At 61.5% G+C, this 24,471-nt stretch carries 25 protein-coding genes and 1 pseudogene; 16 read left to right on the top strand and 10 right to left on the bottom strand.

The window, feature by feature from the left end; genetic code table 11:
* Positions 1 to 47: 47 nt before the first annotated feature.
* The 3 genes from M1D89_RS07330 to M1D89_RS07320 form a co-directional block, all read right to left on the bottom strand.
* The gene (locus M1D89_RS07330) at positions 48 to 965 is read right to left on the bottom strand and encodes an alpha/beta fold hydrolase (RefSeq protein ID WP_498649395.1); all 918 of its coding nucleotides are present in this window, start codon (positions 963 to 965) and stop codon (positions 48 to 50) included.
* A 33-nt stretch (positions 966 to 998) separates the two neighbouring features.
* Positions 999 to 1,772 carry a GAF and ANTAR domain-containing protein gene (locus tag M1D89_RS07325; RefSeq protein WP_498649392.1) on the bottom strand — a complete coding sequence of 258 codons (774 nt, stop codon included), beginning with the start codon at positions 1,770 to 1,772 and terminating at the stop codon, positions 999 to 1,001.
* A gap of 187 nt (positions 1,773 to 1,959) precedes the next feature.
* Positions 1,960 to 2,337, bottom strand: coding sequence for a SpoIIAA family protein (locus M1D89_RS07320; RefSeq protein ID WP_498649389.1), 378 nt, complete (start codon positions 2,335 to 2,337; stop codon positions 1,960 to 1,962).
* A gap of 115 nt (positions 2,338 to 2,452) precedes the next feature.
* On the opposite strand from M1D89_RS07320, the gene M1D89_RS07315 reads away from it, so the two are divergent.
* The gene (locus M1D89_RS07315) at positions 2,453 to 3,199 is read left to right on the top strand and encodes a phosphatase PAP2 family protein (protein WP_498649387.1); all 747 of its coding nucleotides are present in this window, start codon (positions 2,453 to 2,455) and stop codon (positions 3,197 to 3,199) included.
* Here the strand turns inward: M1D89_RS07315 and M1D89_RS07310 are convergent.
* Positions 3,186 to 4,772, bottom strand: a complete 1,587-nt coding sequence (locus tag M1D89_RS07310) for a molybdopterin-dependent oxidoreductase (RefSeq protein WP_498649385.1) — start codon at positions 4,770 to 4,772, stop codon at positions 3,186 to 3,188. The two genes, M1D89_RS07315 and M1D89_RS07310, sit on opposite strands and share 14 nt — an antisense overlap.
* A 100-nt stretch (positions 4,773 to 4,872) precedes the next feature.
* Here M1D89_RS07310 and M1D89_RS07305 point away from each other — a divergent pair, with 100 nt between their 5' ends.
* Both M1D89_RS07305 and M1D89_RS07300 read left to right on the top strand, forming a co-directional pair.
* Positions 4,873 to 5,577 (top strand): IMP cyclohydrolase, encoded by a 705-nt coding sequence (locus M1D89_RS07305; protein ID WP_498649383.1) that lies wholly within the window; start codon positions 4,873 to 4,875, stop codon positions 5,575 to 5,577.
* Complete coding sequence (locus tag M1D89_RS07300; protein ID WP_498649381.1) at positions 5,574 to 6,005, top strand: hypothetical protein; 432 nt, start codon at positions 5,574 to 5,576, stop codon at positions 6,003 to 6,005. The genes M1D89_RS07305 and M1D89_RS07300 overlap by 4 nt, the downstream gene beginning before the upstream one ends.
* A 145-nt stretch (positions 6,006 to 6,150) precedes the next feature.
* Here M1D89_RS07300 and M1D89_RS07295 read toward each other — a convergent pair whose 3' ends face one another.
* The gene (locus tag M1D89_RS07295; RefSeq protein WP_498649380.1) at positions 6,151 to 7,092 is read right to left on the bottom strand and encodes a LysR family transcriptional regulator; all 942 of its coding nucleotides are present in this window, start codon (positions 7,090 to 7,092) and stop codon (positions 6,151 to 6,153) included.
* 71 nt (positions 7,093 to 7,163) lie between these two features.
* Here M1D89_RS07295 and M1D89_RS07290 point away from each other — a divergent pair, with 71 nt between their 5' ends.
* Positions 7,164 to 8,912: an L-aspartate oxidase gene (locus tag M1D89_RS07290; protein WP_498649378.1), complete on the top strand. Its 1,749-nt coding sequence runs from the start codon at positions 7,164 to 7,166 to the stop codon at positions 8,910 to 8,912.
* Positions 8,913 to 9,116: 204 nt separating this feature from the next.
* Here the strand turns inward: M1D89_RS07290 and M1D89_RS07285 are convergent, their stop codons facing one another.
* The 4 genes from M1D89_RS07285 to M1D89_RS07270 all read right to left on the bottom strand — a co-directional run bounded on the left by M1D89_RS07285 (position 9,117) and on the right by M1D89_RS07270 (position 11,784).
* A complete protein-coding gene (locus M1D89_RS07285) occupies positions 9,117 to 9,941 on the bottom strand; it encodes a hypothetical protein (RefSeq protein ID WP_498649377.1) in 825 nt (274 codons plus the stop codon).
* A 36-nt stretch (positions 9,942 to 9,977) separates the two neighbouring features.
* Complete coding sequence (locus M1D89_RS07280) at positions 9,978 to 10,403, bottom strand: hypothetical protein (protein ID WP_498649376.1); 426 nt, start codon at positions 10,401 to 10,403, stop codon at positions 9,978 to 9,980.
* 31 nt (positions 10,404 to 10,434) lie between these two features.
* Positions 10,435 to 11,052: a hypothetical protein gene (locus M1D89_RS07275; RefSeq protein WP_498649375.1), complete on the bottom strand. Its 618-nt coding sequence runs from the start codon at positions 11,050 to 11,052 to the stop codon at positions 10,435 to 10,437.
* A gap of 144 nt (positions 11,053 to 11,196) precedes the next feature.
* Complete coding sequence (locus M1D89_RS07270) at positions 11,197 to 11,784, bottom strand: GntR family transcriptional regulator (protein ID WP_498649373.1); 588 nt, start codon at positions 11,782 to 11,784, stop codon at positions 11,197 to 11,199.
* 229 nt (positions 11,785 to 12,013) lie between these two features.
* Between M1D89_RS07270 and M1D89_RS07265 the strand changes: the two genes are divergently transcribed.
* The 12 genes from M1D89_RS07265 to M1D89_RS07210 all read left to right on the top strand — a co-directional run bounded on the left by M1D89_RS07265 (position 12,014) and on the right by M1D89_RS07210 (position 23,845).
* Positions 12,014 to 12,973, top strand: a complete 960-nt coding sequence (locus M1D89_RS07265; RefSeq protein WP_498649371.1) for a succinylglutamate desuccinylase/aspartoacylase family protein — start codon at positions 12,014 to 12,016, stop codon at positions 12,971 to 12,973.
* Positions 12,970 to 14,136 carry an N-methyl-L-tryptophan oxidase gene (gene solA / locus M1D89_RS07260; RefSeq protein ID WP_498649369.1) on the top strand — a complete coding sequence of 389 codons (1,167 nt, stop codon included), beginning with the start codon at positions 12,970 to 12,972 and terminating at the stop codon, positions 14,134 to 14,136. The genes M1D89_RS07265 and solA overlap by 4 nt, the downstream gene beginning before the upstream one ends.
* A gap of 67 nt (positions 14,137 to 14,203) precedes the next feature.
* Positions 14,204 to 15,124 (top strand): ABC transporter substrate-binding protein, encoded by a 921-nt coding sequence (locus M1D89_RS07255; RefSeq protein ID WP_498649367.1) that lies wholly within the window; start codon positions 14,204 to 14,206, stop codon positions 15,122 to 15,124.
* 11 nt (positions 15,125 to 15,135) lie between these two features.
* Positions 15,136 to 16,068, top strand: a complete 933-nt coding sequence (locus M1D89_RS07250) for an amino acid ABC transporter permease (protein ID WP_498649365.1) — start codon at positions 15,136 to 15,138, stop codon at positions 16,066 to 16,068.
* Positions 16,065 to 16,832: an amino acid ABC transporter ATP-binding protein gene (locus M1D89_RS07245; RefSeq protein ID WP_498649363.1), complete on the top strand. Its 768-nt coding sequence runs from the start codon at positions 16,065 to 16,067 to the stop codon at positions 16,830 to 16,832. The genes M1D89_RS07250 and M1D89_RS07245 overlap by 4 nt, the downstream gene beginning before the upstream one ends.
* Position 16,833: 1 nt before the next feature.
* Complete coding sequence (locus M1D89_RS07240; RefSeq protein ID WP_498649361.1) at positions 16,834 to 18,012, top strand: FAD-dependent oxidoreductase; 1,179 nt, start codon at positions 16,834 to 16,836, stop codon at positions 18,010 to 18,012.
* Positions 18,013 to 18,025: 13 nt separating this feature from the next.
* Positions 18,026 to 18,538, top strand: coding sequence for a RidA family protein (locus M1D89_RS07235; RefSeq protein ID WP_498649359.1), 513 nt, complete (start codon positions 18,026 to 18,028; stop codon positions 18,536 to 18,538).
* A gap of 24 nt (positions 18,539 to 18,562) precedes the next feature.
* Positions 18,563 to 19,666, top strand: a complete 1,104-nt coding sequence (locus M1D89_RS07230) for an alanine racemase (RefSeq protein WP_498649357.1) — start codon at positions 18,563 to 18,565, stop codon at positions 19,664 to 19,666.
* Between the two features lie 89 nt (positions 19,667 to 19,755).
* Positions 19,756 to 20,490, top strand: a complete 735-nt coding sequence (locus M1D89_RS07225; protein ID WP_498649356.1) for an SDR family NAD(P)-dependent oxidoreductase — start codon at positions 19,756 to 19,758, stop codon at positions 20,488 to 20,490.
* Between the two features lie 79 nt (positions 20,491 to 20,569).
* Positions 20,570 to 22,030 carry an NAD-dependent succinate-semialdehyde dehydrogenase gene (locus M1D89_RS07220; protein ID WP_498649354.1) on the top strand — a complete coding sequence of 487 codons (1,461 nt, stop codon included), beginning with the start codon at positions 20,570 to 20,572 and terminating at the stop codon, positions 22,028 to 22,030.
* Between the two features lie 167 nt (positions 22,031 to 22,197).
* A complete protein-coding gene (locus M1D89_RS07215; RefSeq protein ID WP_498649352.1) occupies positions 22,198 to 22,659 on the top strand; it encodes a hypothetical protein in 462 nt (153 codons plus the stop codon).
* Positions 22,660 to 22,852: 193 nt separating this feature from the next.
* Complete coding sequence (locus tag M1D89_RS07210; RefSeq protein WP_498649350.1) at positions 22,853 to 23,845, top strand: FG-GAP repeat domain-containing protein; 993 nt, start codon at positions 22,853 to 22,855, stop codon at positions 23,843 to 23,845.
* A 249-nt stretch (positions 23,846 to 24,094) separates the two neighbouring features.
* Here M1D89_RS07210 and M1D89_RS07205 read toward each other — a convergent pair.
* Positions 24,095 to 24,333: pseudogene (locus M1D89_RS07205) on the bottom strand (recombinase family protein); the annotation flags it as partial.
* Positions 24,334 to 24,471: the final 138 nt, after the last annotated feature.

The following is a 24,471-nucleotide window of genomic DNA, read 5'->3' as shown; positions in this document are numbered from 1 at the left end:
TCAGTTCGTTGGCGGCAGCAACGCCGTCGTACGCGTTATCTGTCCCCTCAAGGAGACGCAGTCAGAAGGTCGGCGATAGTGTTGGCGAACGCCCGCGGCGCCTCTTGAGGCACGTTGTGGCCTATTCCCGGTAGCCTGCGGATTTCGAAAGCATCGACGAAATGCTGCCGATCCCGCTCAGAGTCGTCTGGCCCGAACCCGTCGGCCAGAGCGTCGAGCGAAATGGTTGGTACCGAGATGGGCGGCGACTTCGCAAGAAATGCTTCGAGCTCCCAAAACCGATCGTCACCAACCGCGGCACGATGGCGGTGGCGATAAGAATGTACCGCGACATCAACGAAGTCGGGGTTGTGCAGGCTGGGACTGCTGGAGGTGAAGGCGTCTTCAGCCTCGGCCCATTCCGGTGACCAAAATTGCCAGAGCAGGCGGCACAATTCCTCGCGGTTCGCCTCGAGCCCGGCGCGTCCGCGATCGGTGTTGAAATACCACTGGTACCAGTCCCGATACTCGTCTAAAGGGGCCGCTGGCTCGACCGACGCGGCGATGTCCTGGATTGCGTAGCCCCCGACAGTCACGAGACCGGCTATGCCCTGGGGGCGCACGGCTGCGGCAATGCAGGCCGCCCGGCCGCCCCAGTCATACCCGGCGACCACTGGACTCTGCAATTCGAGGGCATCGATGAGATCCAGCAGATCTTGTCCGACAGCCGCTTGTTGGCCGGAGCGAAACGTCGTGGCGTTACGGAACCGGGTGGGACCGTAGCCGCGCAGGTACGGAGTGATGGAGCGGATCCCGCGCTCCGCCAACAAGGGGACAACGGCCTCGAAGCTGAGCACGTCGTAGGGAAAGCCGTGGAGGAGTACCGCGACTGGTCCGTCCGCCGGGCCGTTGTCATAGTATGCAATCTCGAGGTCTTCGGTCATTGCGGTGCGCAGTTCGCCCATGGTCATAGTCCAGTGAACCATTCACTGGTCCCAGAACCGCGGCACAACGGAACTTCAGGTCCTGGCCACTGGACGCTTTAGACGATTAGCCCCACCGCTGGCGGGAGTAGTTTGTTGATGGCCTATGCCGTGGACCAAAGCAGCTGCCAGGTCATGCAACTTCTGGTTCCTGTCACTAGATGCTTTGCGCAAAATGGCGAAGGCCTCGTCTTGCGTGCATCCGTTCTGAGAGATGATCACCCCGCAGGCGGTGTCGATGACGGATCGGCTTTTAATGGCAGCATCAAGATGTTCGGCAAGCTCATTCAGACTCGTTATCCGGAGCGCCACGCGGAGTGCTTTGCCCGCCAGCTCGGAAAAGGTCAGCGCCTCCGCGACGACCTGACGGGTGAAGATGCCGGGCGCGGGGGCAAAGAAGACCAGCACGGCAACGCCGTCGTCCTCCAGCACCATGGGCACCCCCAGGGTGCTACGCATGCAGGCCGCACTCAGCGCGCCGCAGTAATCATGCCACTGGGGAGATGCGTGGGCATCATCGAGAAGGACCGGACGGCCGTTGACCAACGCATCAATGCAGGGCCCCTCCCCCAGCGTTTGCTCGATGCGCTCCAACACCATGGCTCTGTCCGTGCTGCCGCCGATGGTCCCGGGCCGCTTGTGCCGGCCTAGGGTCACCGCGCATTCAACACGCGTACCGGCCGAACGGGTGACTACCGTGGCTGCGAGACAAGCCATCCCATCAAGAAAAGCTTTGATGTCCTCTGTTTCGACAATCAGATCACTGAGCTGCTCAAAGTCCGCGGACCAAGCGGCAGTCGTATTCTCCAACTCCACACCTCACCATCACCATCACGGCCAACAGGTCAGTCCCCGCGCACTCGGGGTATTCGGCATGCAGTAAACGTTCGGCAGCAATCTAGCAAAGAAACATGGTTTTCCATAGAGGCGTCGTCCAGCAACATCTTGCCCGGCCCTTGTGCCACACAAGATGCGTTAGAAGCTACCGGGGAGAACGTTAAGGACGTGGGGCACTGAGCCAGGCCATGGCCTCGTCCCGGGAGGTGAAAAACCTGGTGGGACAAGGCAGGGTCCGACGAGCCATGGCGAAGTTAGCAATGACCCGATTGACCGGGTTTGATCCAAGCAGGGCAATTCGTGATGCAGCACACCGGGTGCTGAAAGCGGACTTGGCCTGACGGGTCACCGCCTGGGTGTTCGTTATGTCGATCAACATCGGGTACTCGGCACCATCGGCGACCTCGTTGATCTTCGTCATGGCCGCGCGTACGTCATCGACCGATAAAACCGTTCCCGGATACCAAACAAGGAGGAGAACTCCTTCGCCATCGAGTTCCACCGCACCTTTGCCGCCGTCGACAGTTATTGGTTTCATCCGTGCTCCCCCCGGTCTCGCGTGGAACTAAGACTAGCTGCATGCAGCGCGCTCACACGACAATGGTCGGGAGTTCTCCGTTGACGCGGCAACCTTGCCGCCCTGAAACTGAGCCATGGCTAGCGAACAAAAGGGTTGGTGGGGTGTCTTTCACGAGAAATTTGTTGTGGAAGAGCGCTACGTTGAGCCCCATGCGAGAAGAGCCCTGTACCGGGTGGCAGCACTCTTGGCCATCGCAGGCTCGGCGATGTTCCTTGCAGTTCTCATTGGTGTCCTGAACAACGACGGGCTGGCCAGCGCCGACGGCATGGCACGAGAGTGGCTCTTGAGTATTCGTTCGGAAACGCTGACCGTGTTGATGATCATTCTCGCCGTCATCTTCGGTCCGGTAGCGCTGCCCCTCATCGTCCTCGTCGTCACCGTGACCTGGGGCGTCCTGGCCAAGCACGCCTGGCGTCCGACACTCCTAGCCGCCGCGATGCTGACCGGTGTGGGGCTGGCCCAGCTTGTGGGTAGGTCCGTGGGACGGCAGCGGCCACCTGTTGACCTCATGTTGTTCGGCGTCGACCACACTCACTCATTTCCCTCGGGGCATGTCCTCGGAGCCTCTGACTTCCTGCTGGTCACTACCTTCCTGGTCTTCTCACGGCACCGGAACCCCAAGGCCACCATCCTTAGTTTTGCGATCGCTATCATCGCTGTTTTTCTGGCAGCGGTCAGCCGGCTCTATCTGGGCTATCACTGGGCCAGTGATGCGGTGGCGTCGGTGTCACTGTCACTTATCGTGCTCAGTGCAGTCATTGCAGTGGACACCTGGCGAACCGTCCGTATCCCCGGCGAACAAACAGTTACTCCACAGTGACCATCACCGACGGCCAGCCGGAGGCCCCGTCTGGCACAGGATCGGCGCGCTTGTCCGTCTGGGTTTCGCCGGTTCCGTCGGTAGCCCGGGCCTTGACGTAGTGGATGCCGGGAGTGGCGTCCCATTCGTAGGACCACTGGCGCCACGTGATCACGGAAGCTTCGTCGGAAAGCGTTGCTTCCACCCAATCGCCGTCGTCAATCTGGACTTCCACCTTGGTGATTCCCCGCGTCTGCGCCCATGCGGTGCCGCCCACGGCGACCTTCCCTGCCGGCATTTTCGCGAACGACGCCGGTACGTCCACACGCGCCATGGTCTTGATGGGGCCACGCTCTGACCAGCCGCGCTCGGTCCAGTAAGCCTTACTGTCCGCGAAGCGGGTGACCTCCAAATCCACCACCCACTTGGTGGCGGAGACGAATCCGTACAGGCCCGGAACCACCATCCGCACGGGGAATCCGTGCTCCACGGGAAGCGGCTCATCGTTCATGCCAATGGCCAGCATGGCATCGCGGTCATCCTGCAGGACCTCCAGTGGAGTGGAGGCGCTGAAGCCGTCAATCGACCTTGAGAGCACCATGTCCGCGCCCTCCTTGGGTTTCGCTCTGGCCAGGACGTCGCGGATGGGGAGGCCCAGCCACTTGGCATTTCCCACCAGCTTTCCGCTCACCGGGTTCGATACGCAGGTGAGGGTGACGTGCGATTCGATCAGCTCGGCGTCGAGCAGGTCCTGGAAGGTGAGCGTGACCTCCTCCTCAACCATTCCGTGCACTCGCAGTTCCCAATCATCGATGTTGATTTCCGGGACACTCAGGGCCGTATCAATGCGGTAGAACTCGCTGTTCGGCGTCAGCCAGGAGGTAACTCCCGGCACCGGGGACTGGACGCCCGCCGGTACCGCGGCCGCAGCCTTAGCCGGCGCCGGTAGCCGGAGGGCCTCGCGGGCTTGGGCTATGTTGTTGCGCGCGGCACCCAGCAGCCGCCCACCAGTCGCCGCGATTCCGGCGGCCACCGCCGTGATCCCGGCAGCAGCAAAGAAGCGACGGCGGCTGGTGCCGATGCCACCAACCTGATCTTCGACGTCGGCCGCTATGTCAGCGGGAGCTTCCGGCCAGGCCTTCAACCCCCACAACGGCACCAAGAGCCGGCGCAGGACTACAAGGCCGGCGATGGTTCCCACCACGGAAGGGATGGCGTCGGCGGGTCCTACTCCAGCCCTAGTCAAGACAGAGGCCACAATCACTGCGCCCATGAACAGCACGCCGAGGACACCCAGAGCCCACTTCCGGTAAGCCACTACGCCCAACACGCAAGCGAGCACTGCAATGGTCAAGCCCATGCCTACGAACAGCGCAGCCTTGTCATTGGTACCGAACGTGGCGATCGCGAAGTCCTTCATCCACGGCGGCGTGAAGTCGATGAACGTGGACCCCAGCGCAAACACCGGGGTTGCCCTGGCAGTGAAGAATGCGCCGATCAGCTCTGCAACGGCGAGAACGACGGCGGCCGACACCACGCCTGCCAGTGCGGCCATGATGGCGGGGCCTTTAGCCCGGGGTCCTAGGTTTGTCATGTGAATGGTTCGTAGCGGGCAGGAGCAGGGATTGGTCATTCTGATTCATCTATGGATACTCGACAACCGGAGTGGTGCTTGCCCGTGCAACTATGGAGCCATGTCTGGGGCCAATTCACTTCTTTCCATCTGTTCTGAGCGCAAATACCCCGGTCGGGGCCTCGTCCTCGGGAGCGATATTCGCGGCGTAGCCTTCGGCCTGTATTGGCTGACTGGCAGGAGCCACGCATCTCAACAACGGCGGATTCAGCTGGCAGAAAGCACAGTGGTTGTTCAGGATCTGACCGATGGTCCTCGAGACGAACTGCGGCACTATACGGCGGCCGTTCGGAATTCCCGCGCGGTGATGGTGGGGAACGGGACGCACGTACTGGATGTATGGGACGACGTAGAGGCTGGAGCCACCTTCGATGAGGCTCATCGAAAAATCGACTACGAGCCCGACCCACCAATTTTCACCCCACGCATCACGGGACTAGCTTCTTTAACTCCCGGAGGCGCCCATGGTTTCGTGACAGCCGGAGCTGCCTCAGACCCGCGCTGGCCAGGCATCACCCAGCACAGGTCCTTACACATCGATGCCCCTGCCCCCGGGCAAGGACAGCTTGTCACTACCTACTCGGGTGACGTAGACACCCCACGGGCTGACGGAAACCCCTCCGCAGTCAACATCGAGTCCAGTTGGGAATCCCTGGTGTCGGACGTTTGGGAAGTGCTCGATCCAACCCTGAAAGTTGCTGTCGTGGCCTTTCCGCTGCAGGACACGAGCTTCCTTTCCGGAAAAGTGCAGAACAAGCACGCGTGAAGGTCCTTCAAACTCGACGGCGGCAGTACCGGTGGGCGGGCACGCTACTCCTGGCACAGGGCATTCTTATGGAAGGGCCCGTATTCGTCGGGCTGATTGTCCTGCTCGCCATCGGCCTCCCTCAGGAAGTCATTTCTGAACGAGCCGATGTCTTCGCCCTGCCGTACTTGCAGGAAAACCTGTACCTCATGATGGCCATGAGCGGCATTTTTGCTGCGCTCCGTGTTCTAGGCGCTATCGGCTTGCTGCGAAACCGACTCTGGGGTCTCGGACTCTCACTGATCAATTGCGCTGTCACCCTTGCGCTGATGGTCTTCCTCCTTCCCGCAGGCATTGCAGACGGAGTCATGTCTGGAACCGCGCTGGTGTTGATGCTCTTTGCACGGCTGGGGCGCGACGCCGAAGGACAGCCGAGGCTGCTCGCCTGATCCGACCGGTCGCTACGTGAGTCGGCAGGAGCAACGCCCACAATAATTCAGAACGTGTTCTGAAATTGACATGGACCCCTGCACGCGAGCGCTGAAGCCAGCCGGCCGCCGTCGTCGACGTTTGGAAGCTGTTTAGGTCTCCCGGTCAGTCACGTGGCGCCGCCGTGACCAGGCGCGACAGCTCGGTGCCTGGCGCCGCGAGCCGGTCCACGGTGTCGAAGATGAACTGCTGCATAGCGGCGGCGGCCGCGGAAGGTCCGACGTCGTTGCGGCGCGCTAGGTTGACGGTTCGCGTCAGGGAGGGACGCACTAGACGTGCACTCTGCAGCCCGGGCCGGTCGATGACCACCATCGCCGGCACCACTGCGACACCCAAGCCGCGTTCCACGAACCGAAGCACGGCATCCATCTCCCCGCCCTCGACGGCAATCACGGGTTCGAGACCGGCGGCGGAGAATGCAGCATCGGTGGCCACGCGCAGCTCATAACTGCGGTTGAACGCCACTTGCGGCACGTGCGCCAATTCCTCCAGCGTGAACTCTTCCGGTGACCCTGATTTCGCAGCGGATATGACCACCAGCTCCTCGGATAGCAGCGGGACCAGCTCAGTGCCTGGCACGGAGGGGCCCGTACCACGAGTGACCACCAAGGCCAGGTCCAGCGTGCTTTCGTTGAGGGCCTCAACCAGGAAACGCGAACCGCCCTCAGTGATGTGCAACTCGACGCCGGGATAAGCGCTGCGGAAAGCGGCCAGCACATCGGCCACCAACGAGACGCACAACGTGGGCGGGGCGCCGAGGCGAACGCGGCCACGGCGCAAACCTGCGAGTTCCTGAATCTGGTCCTGGGCAGTCTGTGCATCGCCAAGCATGCGGCGGGCAATGGGCAGGAGTAACTCCCCCGCATTTGTCAGCGTCACCCCTGAAGGCCGACGGTGGAAGAGCTCCGTACCGAGATGAGCCTCCAGTGCTGCGATCTGCCGGCTCAGTGACGGTTGCGCGAGGTACAGTTCCTCGGCCGCGCGGGTGAAATGCCCTAGTCGGGCCACCGTCTCAAAGGAGCGCAATTGGTCCAGTTTCATGGTCATAGCATAAATGCATCGGGGTGAGGCAAATAATTCATTGGAGACATTGACCGTTGGCTCCTACCGTTGTGGATATGAACCTCTCTTCAGCTTCAGAACGTCTTATGTCCACTTCGGTGCTGGTCATCGGCACCGGCGGCGCCGGGTTGCGCGCCTCAATTGAGCTCGCCCAGCGAGGGGTGCAGGTGCTCGCTGTGGGTAAGCGCAGAAAGCATGATGCGCACACGAGCCTGGCCGCCGGTGGCATCAACGCTGCCTTGGGCACCATGGATCCCGAAGACAGCTGGGAACAGCACGCCGCGGACACCTTGCGTGAGTCGTACTTCCTTGCCGACCCGACCATCGTGGAAACGGTAGCTCGGAACGCGGCCCGTGGTATCGAGGACCTTGAACAGTGGGGCATGCCGTTCGCACGCGAGGAAGACGGGCGCATCTCCCAGCGCTTCTTCGGCGCTCACAAGTATCGCCGCACCGCCTATGCCGGGGACTACACCGGGTTGGAGATCCAGCGGACGCTGATGCGCCGGGCGGCAGAGTTGAACGTACCCATCATCGACACCGTGTACATCACCCGGCTACTAGTGTCCGACGGAACGATCTTCGGGGCCTATGGTTTCGACATTGTGGATGGCACCCCCGTACAGATCAACGCCGATGCTGTCATCCTTGCCGCCGGCGGCCACACGCGCATCTGGCGTCACACCTCCTCACGACGCGATGAGAACACCGGCGACTCCTTCCGTCTGGCTGCCCTGGCCGGTGCCCGGATCCGCGACGCCGAGTTGGTCCAGTTCCATCCCTCCGGCCTGCTTGAGCCCGACGACGCCGCGGGCACCTTGGTGTCCGAAGCGGCGCGCGGAGAAGGCGGCATCCTCACCAACGCACTCGGCGAGCGCTTCATGGAACGTTACGACCCCGAGCGCATGGAACTCTCCACCCGGGACCGCGTGGCCCTGGCCGGATTCACCGAGGTTGCGGAGGGCCGTGGGACTGAGAAGGGCGGGGTCTACCTGGACGTCTCCCACCTGCCCCGAGAGACCATCATGGAAAAGCTACCCAGGGTCTATCGCACACTGATTGACCTTCAGATGCTGGACATCACCACTACCAAGATGGAGATCGCGCCCACCGCTCACTACTCGATGGGAGGGGTCTGGGTTGCACCGGAGGATCACCGAACGGGAGTGGACGGACTGTATGCCATCGGAGAGGCATCCTCTGGGTTGCACGGAGCCAATCGCCTCGGAGGCAACTCCTTGATTGAGCTGCTCGTCTACGGGCGTATTACCGGCGAGCATGTGGCCGAATACGTACGTTCGCTCAGCGATGTCCACCGGGATCCCGCAGCAGTCGGGCTTGCCCGCAACGAAATGCAGAGTCTGCTGAACGGGAAAGGTACCGAGTCGGCGCGTCGGCTGCAGCGTGAACTGCGGAATCTGATGACTGAGCACGCCGGAGTGGTGCGCACCGAGCAGGGGCTGCAGGCGGGACTGGGCAAGCTGGATGATTTGGAGGGGCGTGCGCAGTTCGTTACAGCGCATCCGGACATTGCGGGGTTCGACGATCTTGCCCACGCCTACGACCTTCTAGGTTCCCTCCTCGCTGCACGAGCCACCCTGGAGTGTGCTCTTGAACGCCGCGAAACGCGCGGAGCACACAACCGGGCCGACTACCCAACGCTGGATCCGGCACTGCAGGGAAACTTTGTCTGGTCACCAGGTGAAGGTGTCAGCTTCGAAACGTTGGCCCCGGCTCCAGACTCCTTCCGGGCCTTGGCTGAGGCTCACGCCGAGGACTCGGTCGCCGGAAAGCTTGTGGAGTAGATAAGGCGACTCAAGCCGTGCCTGAAGGAAGCTGCTGCAGCCGCCACGCGATGATCTCGCTAATGAGCTCGGTGGGCAGCGGGGCGTTGTGGCGCAGCTGGACAAGGTGATCGGTGGTTCCGTATTCGCTCAGCTGCGCCGAGAAATGCGCGATCGCGTCGGGAGGGCGATCGTATTACAAGTACTTTCCGGGGCCCTCCAGCGCTAGTCCCCCGAGCTTGGCGTTGGCCACTTCCAACGGCCATCCGGCGTGATCTTGTATGTCACTTGGCCAAACAGGAGGTCGCTGGTGCCGGCAGGGTTGCCGCCGTAAGCCCGGTACTTGGCTTTGGTCTGCACACCCCGCCGCCTCATGAATCGCAGGAACCACCAAACCAACGCCGCCGCGCACAGCAATGGGATAAAGACGAGCGCCCATTGCCGCAGGCCCATCCAGCGCAGGCTGAATAGCGGGATCAGATAGCCGAGTGCGACCAGGAAGACCACTTGAAATCCGATCCAAAAGCGAAGTGTTCCGTTGGAGGGCCGGTTATGAATGTCGTAAAGGTAGTCGTCCAATGATTTCGCATTGCTCTTAGCATCAGTTGGCGGCTTAAGTGGCTGCTGAGCTGGCTCCCAATAGTCTGCCCTGCCGGTGGAGTTTGGTTGAGGCGAACTCCGCAACTTTCGTAGCTGCGTCGCCCGGTATTCCTGGCGGGACAGCGTGACTGCGTAGAAGGTGAAGGCTCCGCCCCCGGCAGTCAGAAACAGCGCGCCCCACATAGGGCTTTGCCCCTGCCCCAGAGGAGCCAGCATCAGCACCACCGAAAAAACAGTGAGTACCGCGGCAACGACTGCGAGAATTCCCATCCCCCACCATGTGCTGACTTGGACCTGCCCACTACCCGGCGTGAATCCGATTTCGTCTGCGGGGTAACTGTGCAGTTCGCCGGTACTGGTGTTGCGGAGTACACGTTTTTCCCCGGCGGCCACTGCGGCCTTGTGCTCTGCGTATACGGCATCGTTGCGCCGCTCGCGGTCGGAATACATGGTCCTTTCTTTCTTTTACGTCAGCTGGTCAGAGGTTCACAATCTGCTGGAGTTGGTCGTGATCACACCGATCAGGGCCAATACAGGTAACGCGGCAACAATCGGGCCGGCAATCAGGATCCAGGTGGTCCCCGGGTAGCGACGGTAACCTCTACCCCGCAGCGTGCCGGCCCATAGAGCAGCGTAAATGATGCTGGCAGTCACGTACGGGATCGTCAGCAAGACTGTCCCCAAACCCAGCCAAATGGTGGCCTGTAAAACGCCTAGCCCGCCTTCGCTGTACATATCGGCCGATCCGGTTGTACCTGCGCCGAAAAGAAGCAGCAGAAGGAGCACCAGAAGACCAGCGAGGATCAGCAGGATGGTCCGAAATGTCCTGGCCCACGCGGGCAACGGCGGAGGTTGGAGCTGTCCGGGCTGATGCGGGAAATAGCTCGGGGAGTACGGGTTGTGAGGTTCCACGGAGTTCTTCCTAAAGAGGCTGGTGCAGGGACTAGGCGGGGTGGACGTGCACAATTATGACTTGCACGTCCTTTGAACCGTCGTATCGGAGGTCGTACGAGACTTGGAGGCCTGTTGAGGTGCCTGGAGCCAAGGAAAAGTCACCCTTATCCTCCGGCCGGCTGGACATCGATTCAATCCAGCGCTCTGCTGAGTCGCTGGGAATTCCGTACCGGTCCACGCCGTCGCGGATCAGGGCTGTGAACTCCTCGAACGATTCGGCCTTGAGGAAGTACGTGATTTCACGGAAATCGGACCTGTTGTTCATGCCGTTGAGGCGGAGCCGATCAGTCTTAGCGCTGATCAGTCCCGTCGGCGCTTCGATTTTCAGTTCCATCAAGCCATCAGAAATGAGTACATCAGGAGCTTGGCTGGTGCCATTTTCGAGGCCTACGCCCCTTTTTGTGAGCTCCCCGGTCGTCATATCGAAAAGTGCCGTCCTGGTCTTCTTGATCTGCTCGATGCCCGCCGCGTCCAACCTTGAGAAGGTCTTCGCGCCCGAGAGTGGGGTCGGCGCCGTCGACGCCGTTGCGGAGCCGTCCGGAACAGCCGCAGCGCACCCTGTGAGCACCAACGATGCGAGCAAAAAAGTGGCAACCAAGCCCTTCATACCTGTCCCCCTGAAGTATGTGACGGTCACGTCAGTAAATCACCTGCGGGGGTGCCCAGTGAACTTCCTGAGAGGGTAGTTGTGCCCATTGCGCCGACCGCGATCGAACGCGCTGGCAATAGTCCCCAACCGACCGATCCGCTGTTACTCCTGGTAGTAGTGCTGTTCCAGGCCCTTGACCAGCAGTTCGGGCTCTCCAGTCATAGCGGCGTCGACCAGCAGCAGATGCCTGTCCGCCTGGATGTCGGCAGTTCCCACTCCGCGCCGCATGATCGGGACCATCATTACCGCGAGAAGCGACTCAAGGCTCTGCCAGGCCTCGATCAGCTTGGCATTGGACTGCTGGTTCAAGAGCGTTCCGTGGAATTCGCGGTCCAGCCCCATCAGGTCGTCGACGTCATCGGGCAGACGCAACCCCCTCATACGTTCCGCGATGCGTCTCAACTCTTTCTCGACGCTTTTGGACGGGGGAACAACAGCATGCATGGCGGCCCGCCCCTCGAGGGCTGCGAACACTTCCCCAATCTCGTTGATGTCGCCATCACTGAAGTATCGGACCCGATTTCCCGAGCCGGGAGAAAACTCAACGAGCCCCGTTGAGGCCAGGCGCGTCAAGGCCTCTCGTACCGTGCCCCGGCTCACGGAAAGATCTTCAGCAAGCCTCTTCTCCACAAGGTGTCGGCCAGGATCGAGGGTGCCAAGGATGATTTCCCTCCGGATGCGGTGGGCCACTTGATCAACCAACGTTGTTCGTTCCGCAACACGCGGCGCAAGCGTTCTCGCCAGAGACGCCTTTGCTTGCTCGGAGAAAGGTCGGCCTTCCATCGCACTCACACCCCTATCGGCTAATGGCAGCACATCCCAATTTGAGAAGGGCCTTGACACTAGATCACCAAACGATAGTATCAAACAATCATGTCGGACACGATTGTCGGACACTTTGGGCCAGAGAGGACACCAAATGCAAGATGGCCAACGGGGCCAAGGCTCGGTCATTCGGGGCCATTACCCGGTTTCCGGGCTCCCTGAAGGCACCTTGGATCTGCCCTACATCGAGATCCAAGGCCGCGAGCACGGACCACAACTAACAGTCCTTGCCGGAGTGCACGGTTGTGAATATGCAGCCATGTCAGCCCTACGGGAGTTCCTTGCGGAAATCAGCCCGACCACACTCATCGGGACAATCACAGCGGTTCCGGTAGTCAACCTCCCGGCTTACGCAAGCCGCACGCCGTTCGTCGTACCTGCCGATGGCAAGAACCTGAACAGGTGCTTTCCGGGAAACCCAGAGGGCACGTACTCCGAGGTACTGGCTCACCATGTGTTCGAACGTTTCATCCGGTCAGCGGACTACCTCATCGACCTCCATTCAGGGGACGTTCCGGAAGTAATAGAACCGGTGGTTATTTATGACGAGTCACCGGTAGGTGAGGCTGCACGACGGATGGCCATGGCATACGGGACGCAGCACGTGATCAGGCAACCCGCTGCCGCGCGAGTTACCTCGGGCACCACAAGTTCAGCCGCCGCAGACGCCGGCGTCCCGGCAATCACTGCTGAAGCGGGCGGCAACGGCATCATCGGCCGCCAAGCTGTCGCAACCCATATAAGGGGTTTGCGGAATGTGGCCGCGACCCTGGGAATGCTCTCCTACGACGTAGAGCAGACCCCCGGCCAGGTCGAGCACAACCAAGGCTGGAACTGGGTGCGCTCACCCGTCGCTGGGTGGTGGCAACCCGTCGTCGAACTTGGCAAGCGGGCCACCCAGGGCGAGGTGCTGGGCCAAGTCAGCGACCTGTTCGGTGACGTCATCCACGAAGTCAAGGCAACGGAAGCAGGAATACCCATGATCATCACCACGAGCCCTGCGGTCACTGCAGACGGACTCCTCATGGTTCTGACCCGGGAGGTTTCAGAATGAGCACCACCAGAAAGCGAGTAGCCGTCATCGGTCTCGGAACCGCAGGCAGCATGTCCGCCTGGCGCCTGGCATCGCGTGGAGCGGACGTGGTCGGCTACGAACAGTTCGGAATAGCCCACGATCGCAGCGCCCACGCCGGCGAGTCCCGCATCTTCCGTACTGCCTACTTCGAAGACCCTGAATACGTGCCATTGCTCCGCACCGCCAAGACACTCTGGCGTCAACTCGAGGGCGAGACGAGAACTGATCTACTCACCCTGGCCGGCAATCTCATGCTGGGGGAAGCGTCATCACAGATGGCCAACGTCAGCGACTCCATCGATAAGTTCGGTGTCGACGCCTCGATCATTCCACTCGAGGAGGCACGTACCCGCTGGCCGCATCACCCGTTCTACGACGGCGACGCCGTAGTGCTCGACCGTGAAGCGGGCTATCTGCGCCCCGAACTGGCTGTGCTAACTGCTGCCTACAGGGCCGAGGCACTGGGCGCCCAGCTACGCGCCTACATGCCAGTCGACGGTATCGAAGTCAAGGACGACGGAGTCTGGGTCAGCGCCCACGGCCAGAGCGAGCGCTACGACCATGTTGTGGTCACAACCGGCCCATGGGCTACGAAGCTGCTTCCCGAACTCGCGCCACTTGTCCAGATTCGCAAAGCGGTCTCAGCGTGGTTCGTCGCGAAAGAACGCGGGGCCTTTGATCCGGCTCACTTCCCTTGTTTCATCCGCACCACCCCTGAAGAGTTCTACGGACTACCTGCAATGAACGGGAACGGCCTGAAACTCGGCCTCTCCGGCACCGTCAACCTTCCAGTGGCGGACCCCGACGCCCTCGATCGGACAGTCCCCATCGACGAAATCGCGGCATTCCGGGACCTTGTGGCCGATTCCTTCCCTGCACTGTATCCGGATCCCGTCCGTGTCTCCGCCTACATGGAGGGCTACACCCCGGACGGGCACGGAATCGTTGGCCAACTGGGCAACGAGGAACGAATCACCGTCATCACCGGCCTATCCGGACATGGCTTCAAACTCGCCCCGGTGTTCGGTGATATTGCCGCGGACTACGCCTTCCATGGCGCCAGTGTGAATACCATCCCGGTCCTCAACCCTGACCGATTCCTTGCCGTTCCGGCTCGACGGCGGATCGACGACGTGACGTAACTGAGCACCACTGACCTGGCTTCCCAACAACACATCCTCCCCATCCCCAACGATTCAAGGACGCATCATGAAGACACAACGCAAGGTCCAGGCCTCCACGGCGGCATTGGCCCTCCTCTTGGCCGTGACCGCTTGCAGCGCTGCAAACGGCGAACCCTCTGCCACCTCCACAGAACTGGGATTGAGGGACATCTCCGAAGGCGTCCAACCTGACCAGAAAGCTGTCAGCCTCCTGCCGCAGAAGTACAAGGACAAGGGTGAGCTGACCGTAGCCGCAGACCTCCACTATCCGCCGACGGTCTTCCTCGCCGAGGACAACAAAACACCCATCGGCCTCAACCCGGACATCACCCGGCTCATCGCGAAGAAGCTCGGAGTAAAGGTGAACTTCGTTGACACGAAGTTCGACACCATAATCCCCGGCCTTGACGGAGGCCGCTTCGACTTCACGGTTTCAACCATGGCCAAGACCGAGGACCGGCTCAAGGTGGTGGACATGATCGACTACTTCAAAGCCGGAAGCTCCATCGGGGTAGCCGCCAAAAACCCGCAGAACCTTACGAACGAAACGCTATGCGGGAAGAACATCGCCGTAACTCAAGGCTCAACCGGCCAGCTTCTGCGCCTCCCGGCCCTGAACGAGATGACCTGCGTCTCCAAGGGACTACCGGCGATCAACGCCATCACGCTGCCCAACATCCAGGAAGCCCTGGTCCAGCTGCACTCCAAGCGCCTGGACGGCATCCTCTACGACACCACCGCACTCGCCTGGGCACAGACCCAGCAGCCGGGCTCGTTCCAGATGCTCACCCCTCCGCTCAACGTTGGCGGAACCGGCATCACGGCTGTCGCCTTGAAGAAGGGCTCAGATTTGACCCCCGCAATCCAGGCAGCCGTCCAGTCGATCCTCGCCGATCCCGAATACAAGGAAGCACTCAAAACCTGGGGCCTCGAATTCGGAGCCATCACTGACGCCAAGTTGAACTAGCGGAGCCCACCATGACAACGACTACCAACAAAAAGGGCAAGATGGCAGTAGGCAGCATCGACGCTGCCTTGAAGCCACGGCTTCGCCTTAGGACACGCTCGGAGTATGCAGGGTGGATCTTCAGTATCCTCCTCGCCATCGGGATCCTCACCTCGGTGATGACCAATCCCAACTTCAAATGGGACATCGTCGGGAAGTACTTCTTCGCGGAGTCGATTCTGCGTGGCCTCATGCTCACGATCTTCCTCACCGTCGCAAGTATGGCGCTGGGAACATTGCTCGGGCTTGCCCTCGCGATCATGCGGTCGTCCAAGGTAAAGCCTGTCGCCTTGGCCGCCGGGCTCTACATCACTTTATTCCGGGGCACCCCAGTGCTGGTGCAGCTGATCTTTTGGTTCAACCTTTCGGCCCTGTACCCGAACCTGACCATCGGTATCCCCTTCACGGACTTTGGCACCGCGATTGACACGAACGCCATTATGGGACCGATCACCGCTGCCCTGGTAGGGCTGACGCTCAACGAGGGGGCCTACATGGCCGAAATCGTCCGCGGCGGTTTTTCCGCAGTGGGCAAGGGCCAGATCGAAGCCGCTGACTCCCTCGGTATGAGCGGGGCCATGAAGATGCGCAAAGTCATCATCCCCCAAGCCATGCCTTCGATCATTCCGGCGACCGGCAACCAGGTCATCGGGATGTTCAAGGGAACATCGCTGGTCAGCGTCTTGGGCGTAGCCGAACTCCTCCAAAGCGCCCAACTGATCTACGCCCGCACGTTCGATACCATCCCGCTACTGCTTGTGGCCAGCCTCTGGTATCTCATCATGACCCTGCTGCTGAGCTATCCGCAGTCCAAGCTCGAACAAAAGTACTCCCACACCTCCGTTCGGCTTCCCCGCAAGGCCCGCAACGTGACGCTCACCGCCCCCGAAGGGATAGCACGATGAACGCTGACGGGACCATCCTCGCCCAAAAGATCCGGAAGTCCTTCGGACCCAAAACGGTCCTCAAAGACGTGGACCTTGAAATTGCCAGCGGAGAAATCTGCTGCATCATCGGCCCAAGCGGCTCCGGCAAGTCCACTCTCCTGCGCTGCATCAACGGCCTTGAGACCGTTGACTCGGGCATCCTGAAAGTCAACGGCGAAGACTTCGGCTACTACGAAACCGCCAACGCTTATCACGCCCTGCCACCCAAAAAGCTCGCTTTGCAACGCACCCGCGTGGGCATGGTGTTTCAATCGTTCAATCTCTTCCCCAACATGACCGCCCGCGAGAACGTCATGGCCGGACCGGTCCTGGTCAAACGCGCCGACAAAAAACAATCAGCCAAACGAGCCCAGGAACTGCTCACAAGCGTTGGCCTTGGAGCGTTCGGGGATCGTTATCCCGCCGAACTCTCGGGTGGGCAGCAGCAACGCGTTGCAATCGCCCGGTCACTGGCCATGGACCCTGAGATCATCCTCTTCGACGAACCCACATCCGCCCTGGACCCCGAAAAGGTGGGCGAGGTGCTCTCGGTCATGCAGGACCTAGCCAAGAAGGGCATGACCATGGTGGTGGTCACCCATGAAATGGGTTTTGCCCGGGAGGTCGGCGATTCGCTCGTCTTCATGGATGAGGGCTACATCATCGAGCGCGGCGACGCCCGCGAAGTTCTGACCAACCCACAAGAAACCCGGACGAAGTCCTTCCTCGAGAAAGTGCTCTGAAATGACAGATGGAAAACTTGCCGTCATCGGCCTCGGCACCATTGGCAGTATGTCCCTGTGGCAGGCCTCCCGCCTGTCCGACTCCGTTGTCGGCTTCGAAGCCAAGCTGCCCGCCCACGGGCGCAGCGCCGTGGGCGGAGACACCCGGCTCTTCCGGATGATCAACCTCAACCCAGGCTTCAACCCCATCCTGCAGAGCTCCCAGCGCCTCTGGGCCGAACTCGAGAATGAAACCGGCCAGGATATCCTCCTGCGCTGCGGCGGTCTCTACATCGGCACGGTAGACGGTGCATACATACCGCAGTTGCTCGAATCCGCCCGGACAGCCGGCGTCGCCCACGAAATCCTCTCCCGTCCGGAAATGGCAGAACGCTACCCGCAGCACAACCTTCGTCCGGATGACATCGGGGTGTTCGACCCCAACGGTGGGGCGCTGCGAACGGACAGGTCCGTCACGGCCGCGATCTCCGCTGCCCAAGCCAACGGCGCCACCGTGCTCACCAACACCCCGGTGGACGAAATCCGGGAAACCGACCACGGCGTGGTGGTGACGTCCGGGGAAAGGTCCTGGACATTCGATAACGTGATCGTCGCCTCCGGAGGTTGGTCCCAAAAACTGATGCCGGAGTCGCTGCAGGCACACACCCAACCCAACAGGGTCTTCCTGACCTGGTTTGTTGCAAAGAATCCAGCGCTCTTCTCCCCGGACCGATTCCCCGTTTTCGTCCGGATCTCCGGTGACCGGTCTATGTACGGGGCTCCGGCAGTGGACGGGGCCACCGTGAAGTCGACGTTGAACTTCCGCCCCACCCCGACCGGGAACCCCGACGCAGTACCCAGGGAACTTACCGAGGCAGAGATCGCCGAGACCACCCAGACGGTGAGCGAGTTCTTCCCCGGTTTGTACCCGAACATCGTCCGTTCGGATGCCTTCCCGGACCTCTTTACCACCGACCGCAATCCGCTGCTCGGCCGGTTGGATCCAGAGAGCAGGGTCTACTGCGCCACAGGGTTCTCCGGCGGCGGCTTCAAAATGGCCACCGGCTACGGCGAGATCGCTGCGCGCGAAGCACTCGGCATCCAGACGTATGAGGGCCTGGACTTCATTCGTCCGGAACGTTTCATGAGCGTCCACACCACGCAGTCCGTCGCGGCCGGACAAAGCTCGTCCCGGAACTAGTGAAAGCACTGATATGAGCACTCCAATCGCCCCCGCTGATTCCCGAATCGAGCTGGTCGCCAACGGCGTGTCCGACTCACCATCAGACCGCCTCCGTGCACTCAGCCTGGAGCTACCCAGCCTGGCTGACAATCCGTACTACCTGCATCACAGTTCGGTGGACTCGAGCTTCTATATCTCGGGCCAACTGCCGTACAAAGACGGTGAACTCTTGGGCACCGGCATCGTAGGTCTCGACGTCGAACTCGATGCAGCACAGGAACTCGCACGCCACGCCGTGCTCAACGCACTGGCTGCCGCGGTCCAGGCGCTAGGCCACCTGGACCGGGTCCGCATTGTGCAGATGCTCGTCTTCGTGGCCAGCACTCCGGACTTCGGTCTGCAATCGCAGGTCGCCAACGCAGCCAGTGACTTGCTCATCGGGGTGCTCGGCGACAACGGACGGCACGCACGCACCGCGATCGGTGTGGCCGGGCTACCCCGCAACAGCCCTGTCGAGATCCAAATGGTCTGCACTGAGGCCTAGGACATGAACAACAAGGAGCACAGTGTGAACCGTATTCAACAAGCACTCGAGGCACTCCACGGCCGGATCGACAGCCCCTCACCGGTCGTGCTGTCCGACGTCATGCAGGAAAACATCGACCGCATGCAGGCCTTCGCCGATGCGCAGCATTTGGTTGTCAGGCCTCATGTGAAGACCCACAAATGCGTGGAAATCGGACGTCGTCAGGTCAAGGCGGGCGCGGTCGGAATCACCGCCGGCAACGTCGGGGAAGCCGAAGTCTTCGCAGCCGCCGGGTTTGGCGACATCTTCATCGCCTACCCGATTTGGACCGCCGGATCCAAAGGTCCGCGGATCCGAAAGCTGGCCGAAACTACCCGTCTTCGGGTTGGTGTCGACAACGTCGCAGCGATCGATGCCCTGGCCGACGCGATGGGATCAGAAGCGGAGCTGCTGCAGGTTGTCATCGAGGTCGACTGCGGTGCCCGTCGTTCCGGTGTGGCTCCCGAGGCCGCCGGACACCTCGCCCAAGCCGCCCGCAAGCGCGGCCTGGTGCCAGCCGGCGTCTTTACCTATCCGGGCCACGGCAGCGCCGGACCGGACGCCCGCAAGCGTGCAGCTGCCGACCAGGATACCGCGCTCGTCACAGCCGTTCGCAGCGTCAGCGCAGTAGGCGTCACCGCCGAAGTGGTCAGCGCCGGTTCCACACCCACCGTGGAATTTGCCACCAACAGCGTCATCACAGAGATCAGGCCAGGCGAGTACGTTTTCAATGACCTCAATAACACCCGCCTCGGCGCTTGCACAGAGGACCAGATCGCACTTTTCCTCGCCGGCACAGTAGTCAGCGACTGGGTCCCCGATCAGGTACTCCTCGACATCGGAACCAAAGCCCTCGGCCGTGAAGGCAACCCCGAGATTGGCTACGGCGGAATCGCAGGCACCAGGGCCGTCCTGTCCAAACTCAACGAATACCATGGCTTCCTTCCCCTTCCCACGGGGTTCCGCCCCGCCGTCGGGACCGTCCTTCCCGTGGTGCCCAACCACGTCTGCCCGGTAGTGGTTAATTTCGAGGAGTACATCGTCACCGACAGCACAGGCACCACCCTGGAACGGTGGCCTGTGGACGCCCGGGGATTCCTCAACTGACTGGAGCGCCGGGGGACTGGGCATCCGTCCCCCGGCACTCCCCAGTCCTCATCCCAACCGAACCAACCTCACACAATGGAGTGTCCGACTTGAGACTTGATAAAACCACGGCCGTCGTAACCGGAGCAAGCAGCGGAATCGGCGAGGCAGTGAGTTCACATTTCCGCCGCGAAGGAGCCCGTCTCCTCCTCACCGGCCGCAGGGAACAACTCGACAACGCCCAAGCTGAAGACCTATACGTGCCTGGCGACCTCAACGACGAAGCATTCGTCGAAAGCCTCGCCCGCCAGGCTGCAGAGTCCTTCGGAACAGTGGACGTCGTCGTCCTCAACCACGGACTGCAAGTCACCGGCCCGCTGACAGAGATGAGCCACGAGGACGCGAAGAACGTGCTGCACAGCAACCTGCTCAGCTCGTTCCTGATGATGAAGCACTTCGCACCGCTGATGCCCGCCGCCGGTGGTTCGTTCGTGCTCGTCAGCTCGCGCCTCGGGATGGTCGGCATGGCAGACCAAGTCCTGTACTCCGCGGCCAAGGGCGGCCTCATTATGCTGGCCAAGGGCGCCGCTATTGAATGGGCCTCACGGAACATCCGCGTCAACGTAGTGGCACCGGGTCTGACGGCTACCCCCATCATTGAAGCCTCCATCCAACGCAGGGACGACCCCCAGGCCTACCGCCGACAACGCGAAGGCCAGATCCCGCTCCAACGCCTCGCCACCCCCGACGAAATCGCCGACGCCATCCTCTTCATGGCCTCACCGGAATCCTCCTACATCACCGGAGCGGTACTCCCCGTCGACGGCGGTTACACCGCCTTCTAAGCAACACACCAGCGGGACCAGAACACACCACTGGCCCCGCTGGCCTTCCCCGCAAAGCCCTTCACAGGAGCAACATCCCATGAGTACTGAAACCACATTGGACCTTCCCGAAACCCGGCTCTTCATCGGCGGGAAATGGACGCCCTCCGCCACCGACGCCACCCTGCCGGTCATCAACCCGGCCACCGGCGAAGCAATTGCACACGTCTCAGACGCCTCCGTCCAAGAAGGCCTGGCGGCACTGGACGCCGCCTGCGCCGCACAGGACGCATGGGCAGCAACTCCGGCAAGGGCCCGCGCCGACATTCTCGCCCGCACCCACCAAGGCATCATCGACCGTCGCGACGACTTCGCCCGCCTAATAGTTGATGAGATGGGCAAGCCCTGGGCCGAAGCACAATCGGAAGTCGACTACGGCGCCGGGTTCTTCCGCTGGTTCGCTGAATCCGCCGGCAGGATCCACACCGAAGGCCAGTTCGGCGTCGAACCCGGCTCGAACTACCACGTTGCCGTGTCCAAGCGGCCCGTCGGACCGTCACTACTGGTCACCCCCTGGAACTTCCCACTCGCCATGGGCGCCCGCAAGATCGCGCCCGCTCTGGCGGCCGGCTGCACCACCGTACTGAAGCCCGCCGCCCAGACCCCGCTCACCTCCTTGCTACTTGCCCAAGTCCTCCAAGAAGCAGGCGTCCCCGCCGGCGTCGTGAACGTCGTAGTGACAGGCAATTCCCGGGACCTGATCGGCGCCATCATGAACGACACACGGACGCGGAAGATCTCTTTCACCGGATCAACCCAGGTAGGCCGGGTGCTTCTGGCCCAGGCCGCGCAGAACGTCATGAATACCTCCATGGAGCTCGGCGGCAACGCCCCGTTGATCGTCTTCGACGACGCCGATCTGGACACAGCCGTTGAAGGCGCCTACCTCGCCAAACTCCGCAACGGAGGCCAGTCGTGCGTCGCCGCGAACCGGATCTACGTCCAGTCCGGAATCGCGGCCGAGTTCACCCAACGCTTCACCGAACGCCTCTCCCACATCGCCGTAGGCAACGGCCACGAACCCAGCACCGGCCTCGGCCCACTGATCGATGACAAACAACGCACAACCGTCCACAACCTTGTCACCGATGCAGTTGCCAAAGGCGCCACCTGCCTCACAGGCGGCCAGATCATCGAGGGCCCGGGCTACTACTACCAGCCCACCGTCCTCACCGACATCCCCGCCGATGCCGCCATCAAGGACGAAGAGATCTTCGGTCCCGTGGCAGCGATCTACACCTTTGACACCGAAGAAGAAGCCATCTCCGAAGCGAATGCCACCCCCTATGGTCTGGCCTCGTACGTCTTCACCAGAGACCTCGCGCGGGCACTTCGAGTTGCCGACGCAATCGACGCCGGCATGACCGGTGTCAACCGCGGACTCGTCAGTAACCCGGCCGCACCTTTCGGTGGCACGAAACAATCAGGACTGGGCCGTGAAGGGGGCATCGAAGGTCTTGAGGCCTACCAGGAAACCAAATACACCGGCATCCAGCTGTGATCCGGGGCTCTCGAATCCATCCGGAGCAGCCGCCAACGCGTTCATGCAGTTGTTGACCCTCACGAGCCGAAACCGATCTCTGTACCACTCTCAGCGGGTGCGAGTCTAAGCCCGACATATCCCCGTCCTCCAGCCCTCCGACTTCGGCGGCTTCCGCGGTCCCACCGTTGCCGGCGAGCGGCGTCATCGACGCCGGCACACACCTTGCCACCAGTTTCAAGGAACCTTTTGAGATCACCGTCCCGGACGGCTGGACGGCCGAAGAAGACGGCCTGGGAAAGGACGACCCGGATCACCCGGGTGACATGGCCGTCTACCTGACTTTCTGGCCTTCGAACTACGTACCGACGGACGCATGCGCGTGGCAGGGCGCGCTGGTCGAGCTCGATCCGTCGGCTAAGGACTTCGTCGACGCAATAACGGCGCAGACCTCAATGGCGAGCACCCCTCCGGTCGAGGTCGGGGTGGGCGACTACCGCGGGTTCGAGTTCGACCACTCCGTCGAAGGCATCGCAGACATCAAAGGCTGCGACGAAACAGGATCTGTGTCCGCTCGGAGTTCTCGCCCATATGCACCCGCTGGTACTCAAGCGTCGCTGAGCGGGAAACCTACCGGGTGGTCAACCTGAACGGCGAACGCGCTGTCATCGGGTTGACCACGTTCCACGAATCGATCGATCCAGAACTGACGCGAGAGGCACGGGCCGTCTTCGACTCGATCGTATTCAAGTCCACCCCTGACGGCAGTTGTGCTCATTGCGCCGACCGCGCCGTCAGCGCATCGCCCAGTCATGGTTACCCGGAGAGTCTCCCTTTCCGGATGTGACAGTTGTAGACTCCCGTTCCACGACGCGCTATCGCGTCACACACTTTTTGGGGGAGGTTGTTGTGGGTGCTTTGCGCGGTTTTCAGGCCTTCAATGAACGACGACGGCTCGGTGCGGCGGGGACGGTCGCCGTCGCCATCTTGCTGGCACTGGTGCTGGGAACTTCGGGTCCACCCGCCGAGGCCAGCGAAATCAAGGATGCGGCACACTCAAATCTCGGCACAGCATCGAGCGACGTCAAGAACGACTTCAATGGGGACCACAAACCTGACATTCTGGCCCGTGACGGCGCCGGCGACCTATGGCTCTACCCCGGAAACGGCTCCGGCGGTTGGCTGCCCCGGATTCAGGTAGGAAACGGCTGGAACATCATGACGGCGATCATTGCCCCCGGGGATTTCAATGGTGACGGTCACGCCGACATCCTGGCCCGTGATGATCCCTTGGGTAATTTGTGGCTATACCCCGGAAATGGCTCGGCGGGATGGATGCCCCGTGTGCTGGCAGCCGGTGGCTGGAATAACCAGACTAATAGCCTAGGGATCGGCGACTTCCAAGGCGACGGATTCGTTGACGTAGCCGTCTCTAACCGTGGCGGACTGTGGATACAGCGCGGTAATGGCAAGGGAGGTTGGCTGGCAGCAGCATGGGCGGGATACGGCTGGTTCTTCGGATCGGAAGCCATCGGTGTCGGTGATTTCAACAGTGATGGAACGTCTGATGTCGTGGGTCGCGATAGTTCGGGTGTCCTGTGGCTCTACCCTGGCGACGGAACCGGCGGCTGGTTGCCACAGAGCGTGACAGGCGCCGGTTGGAATGCCATGAACTCCCTTGTTGGACCCGGCGACTTCAACGGGGACGGGAAGAACGACATCCTGGCACGAGACTCCATCGGCGACTTGTACCTTTATGAGGGCAGCGGCGGACCTGCATGGCCCATGTCGAGGAAAGTGGGCAACGGCTGGAACGTCATGACGGCGATCTTTTAGAAAAGTCTTTGGAGCCGCGGCGAGTGCGTTTGGGGACCTTGGCAGCGCGGACATACCACCAAATGCACAAGCCTAAGAGGACGAGATTCAGCCCCACAATGATCCAAAAAGGGACTGTTGGAGAATGACCCTCAAACAACGAAAGGACCCTGCTCGCAAGCAGCATCAGAGCGAGAACACCAAAAAAGACCGCTTGCACCTTCGTGGGCTGCTGCTTCCCTGGCGTCATGGCTTGAGCCTATCGGTGGCCGCGATATTCCTCGCATCGGGCAGCGACCGGGCGAGGCGATCAAGCTTGGTCACCACGAGGGTGTCTCCGTTGCGGCATGCGGCCAGGGCTTTGCCAAGGCCGGGCCGTTCCCGTTAAGTGCCTGCGAATCCGTGATCCACGTAGATAGCATCGGGATCCACGCCGGCGCCGCGAGGGCATCCCGATGGGCGGTCAAAGCTTGAGTGTTTGTGCAGACAAGGGCGTAGCCGATAAGTATCACGCCGAGTGTAGCGTTTAGGGCCCCTTCACCGGGCAGTTTCGCGGGCGGGTCGTACGGGAATCCGGGGACCCGGAACGGCGGGAACTTCGACGCCCGCAAGATCGGACTGAACGGCGGCCGGTGGAGGACCGGCTT

The sequence above is a fragment of the Arthrobacter sp. D3-18 genome (assembly GCF_054408525.1).
This window is presented reverse-complemented; position numbering and strand designations above follow the sequence as displayed.

Bases quoted from the DNA above. Each gene is read 5' to 3' on its own strand.
- M1D89_RS07285 (WP_498649377.1), bottom strand. From the start codon at position 9,941: ATGTATTCCGACCGCGAGCGGCGCAACGATGCCGTATACGCAGAGCAC.
- M1D89_RS07315 (WP_498649387.1), top strand. From the start codon at position 2,453: ATGGCTAGCGAACAAAAGGGTTGGTGGGGTGTCTTTCACGAGAAATTT.
- M1D89_RS07265 (WP_498649371.1), top strand. From the start codon at position 12,014: ATGCAAGATGGCCAACGGGGCCAAGGCTCGGTCATTCGGGGCCATTAC.
- M1D89_RS07275 (WP_498649375.1), bottom strand. From the start codon at position 11,052: ATGAAGGGCTTGGTTGCCACTTTTTTGCTCGCATCGTTGGTGCTCACA.
- M1D89_RS07290 (WP_498649378.1), top strand. From the start codon at position 7,164: ATGAACCTCTCTTCAGCTTCAGAACGTCTTATGTCCACTTCGGTGCTG.
- M1D89_RS07330 (WP_498649395.1), bottom strand. From the start codon at position 965: ATGGTTCACTGGACTATGACCATGGGCGAACTGCGCACCGCAATGACC.
- M1D89_RS07235 (WP_498649359.1), top strand. From the start codon at position 18,026: ATGAGCACTCCAATCGCCCCCGCTGATTCCCGAATCGAGCTGGTCGCC.
- M1D89_RS07245 (WP_498649363.1), top strand. From the start codon at position 16,065: ATGAACGCTGACGGGACCATCCTCGCCCAAAAGATCCGGAAGTCCTTC.
- solA (WP_498649369.1), top strand. From the start codon at position 12,970: ATGAGCACCACCAGAAAGCGAGTAGCCGTCATCGGTCTCGGAACCGCA.
- M1D89_RS07220 (WP_498649354.1), top strand. From the start codon at position 20,570: ATGAGTACTGAAACCACATTGGACCTTCCCGAAACCCGGCTCTTCATC.
- M1D89_RS07255 (WP_498649367.1), top strand. From the start codon at position 14,204: ATGAAGACACAACGCAAGGTCCAGGCCTCCACGGCGGCATTGGCCCTC.
- M1D89_RS07295 (WP_498649380.1), bottom strand. From the start codon at position 7,092: ATGACCATGAAACTGGACCAATTGCGCTCCTTTGAGACGGTGGCCCGA.
- M1D89_RS07250 (WP_498649365.1), top strand. From the start codon at position 15,136: ATGACAACGACTACCAACAAAAAGGGCAAGATGGCAGTAGGCAGCATC.
- M1D89_RS07240 (WP_498649361.1), top strand. From the start codon at position 16,834: ATGACAGATGGAAAACTTGCCGTCATCGGCCTCGGCACCATTGGCAGT.
- M1D89_RS07310 (WP_498649385.1), bottom strand. From the start codon at position 4,772: ATGACAAACCTAGGACCCCGGGCTAAAGGCCCCGCCATCATGGCCGCA.
- M1D89_RS07320 (WP_498649389.1), bottom strand. From the start codon at position 2,337: ATGAAACCAATAACTGTCGACGGCGGCAAAGGTGCGGTGGAACTCGAT.
- M1D89_RS07305 (WP_498649383.1), top strand. From the start codon at position 4,873: ATGTCTGGGGCCAATTCACTTCTTTCCATCTGTTCTGAGCGCAAATAC.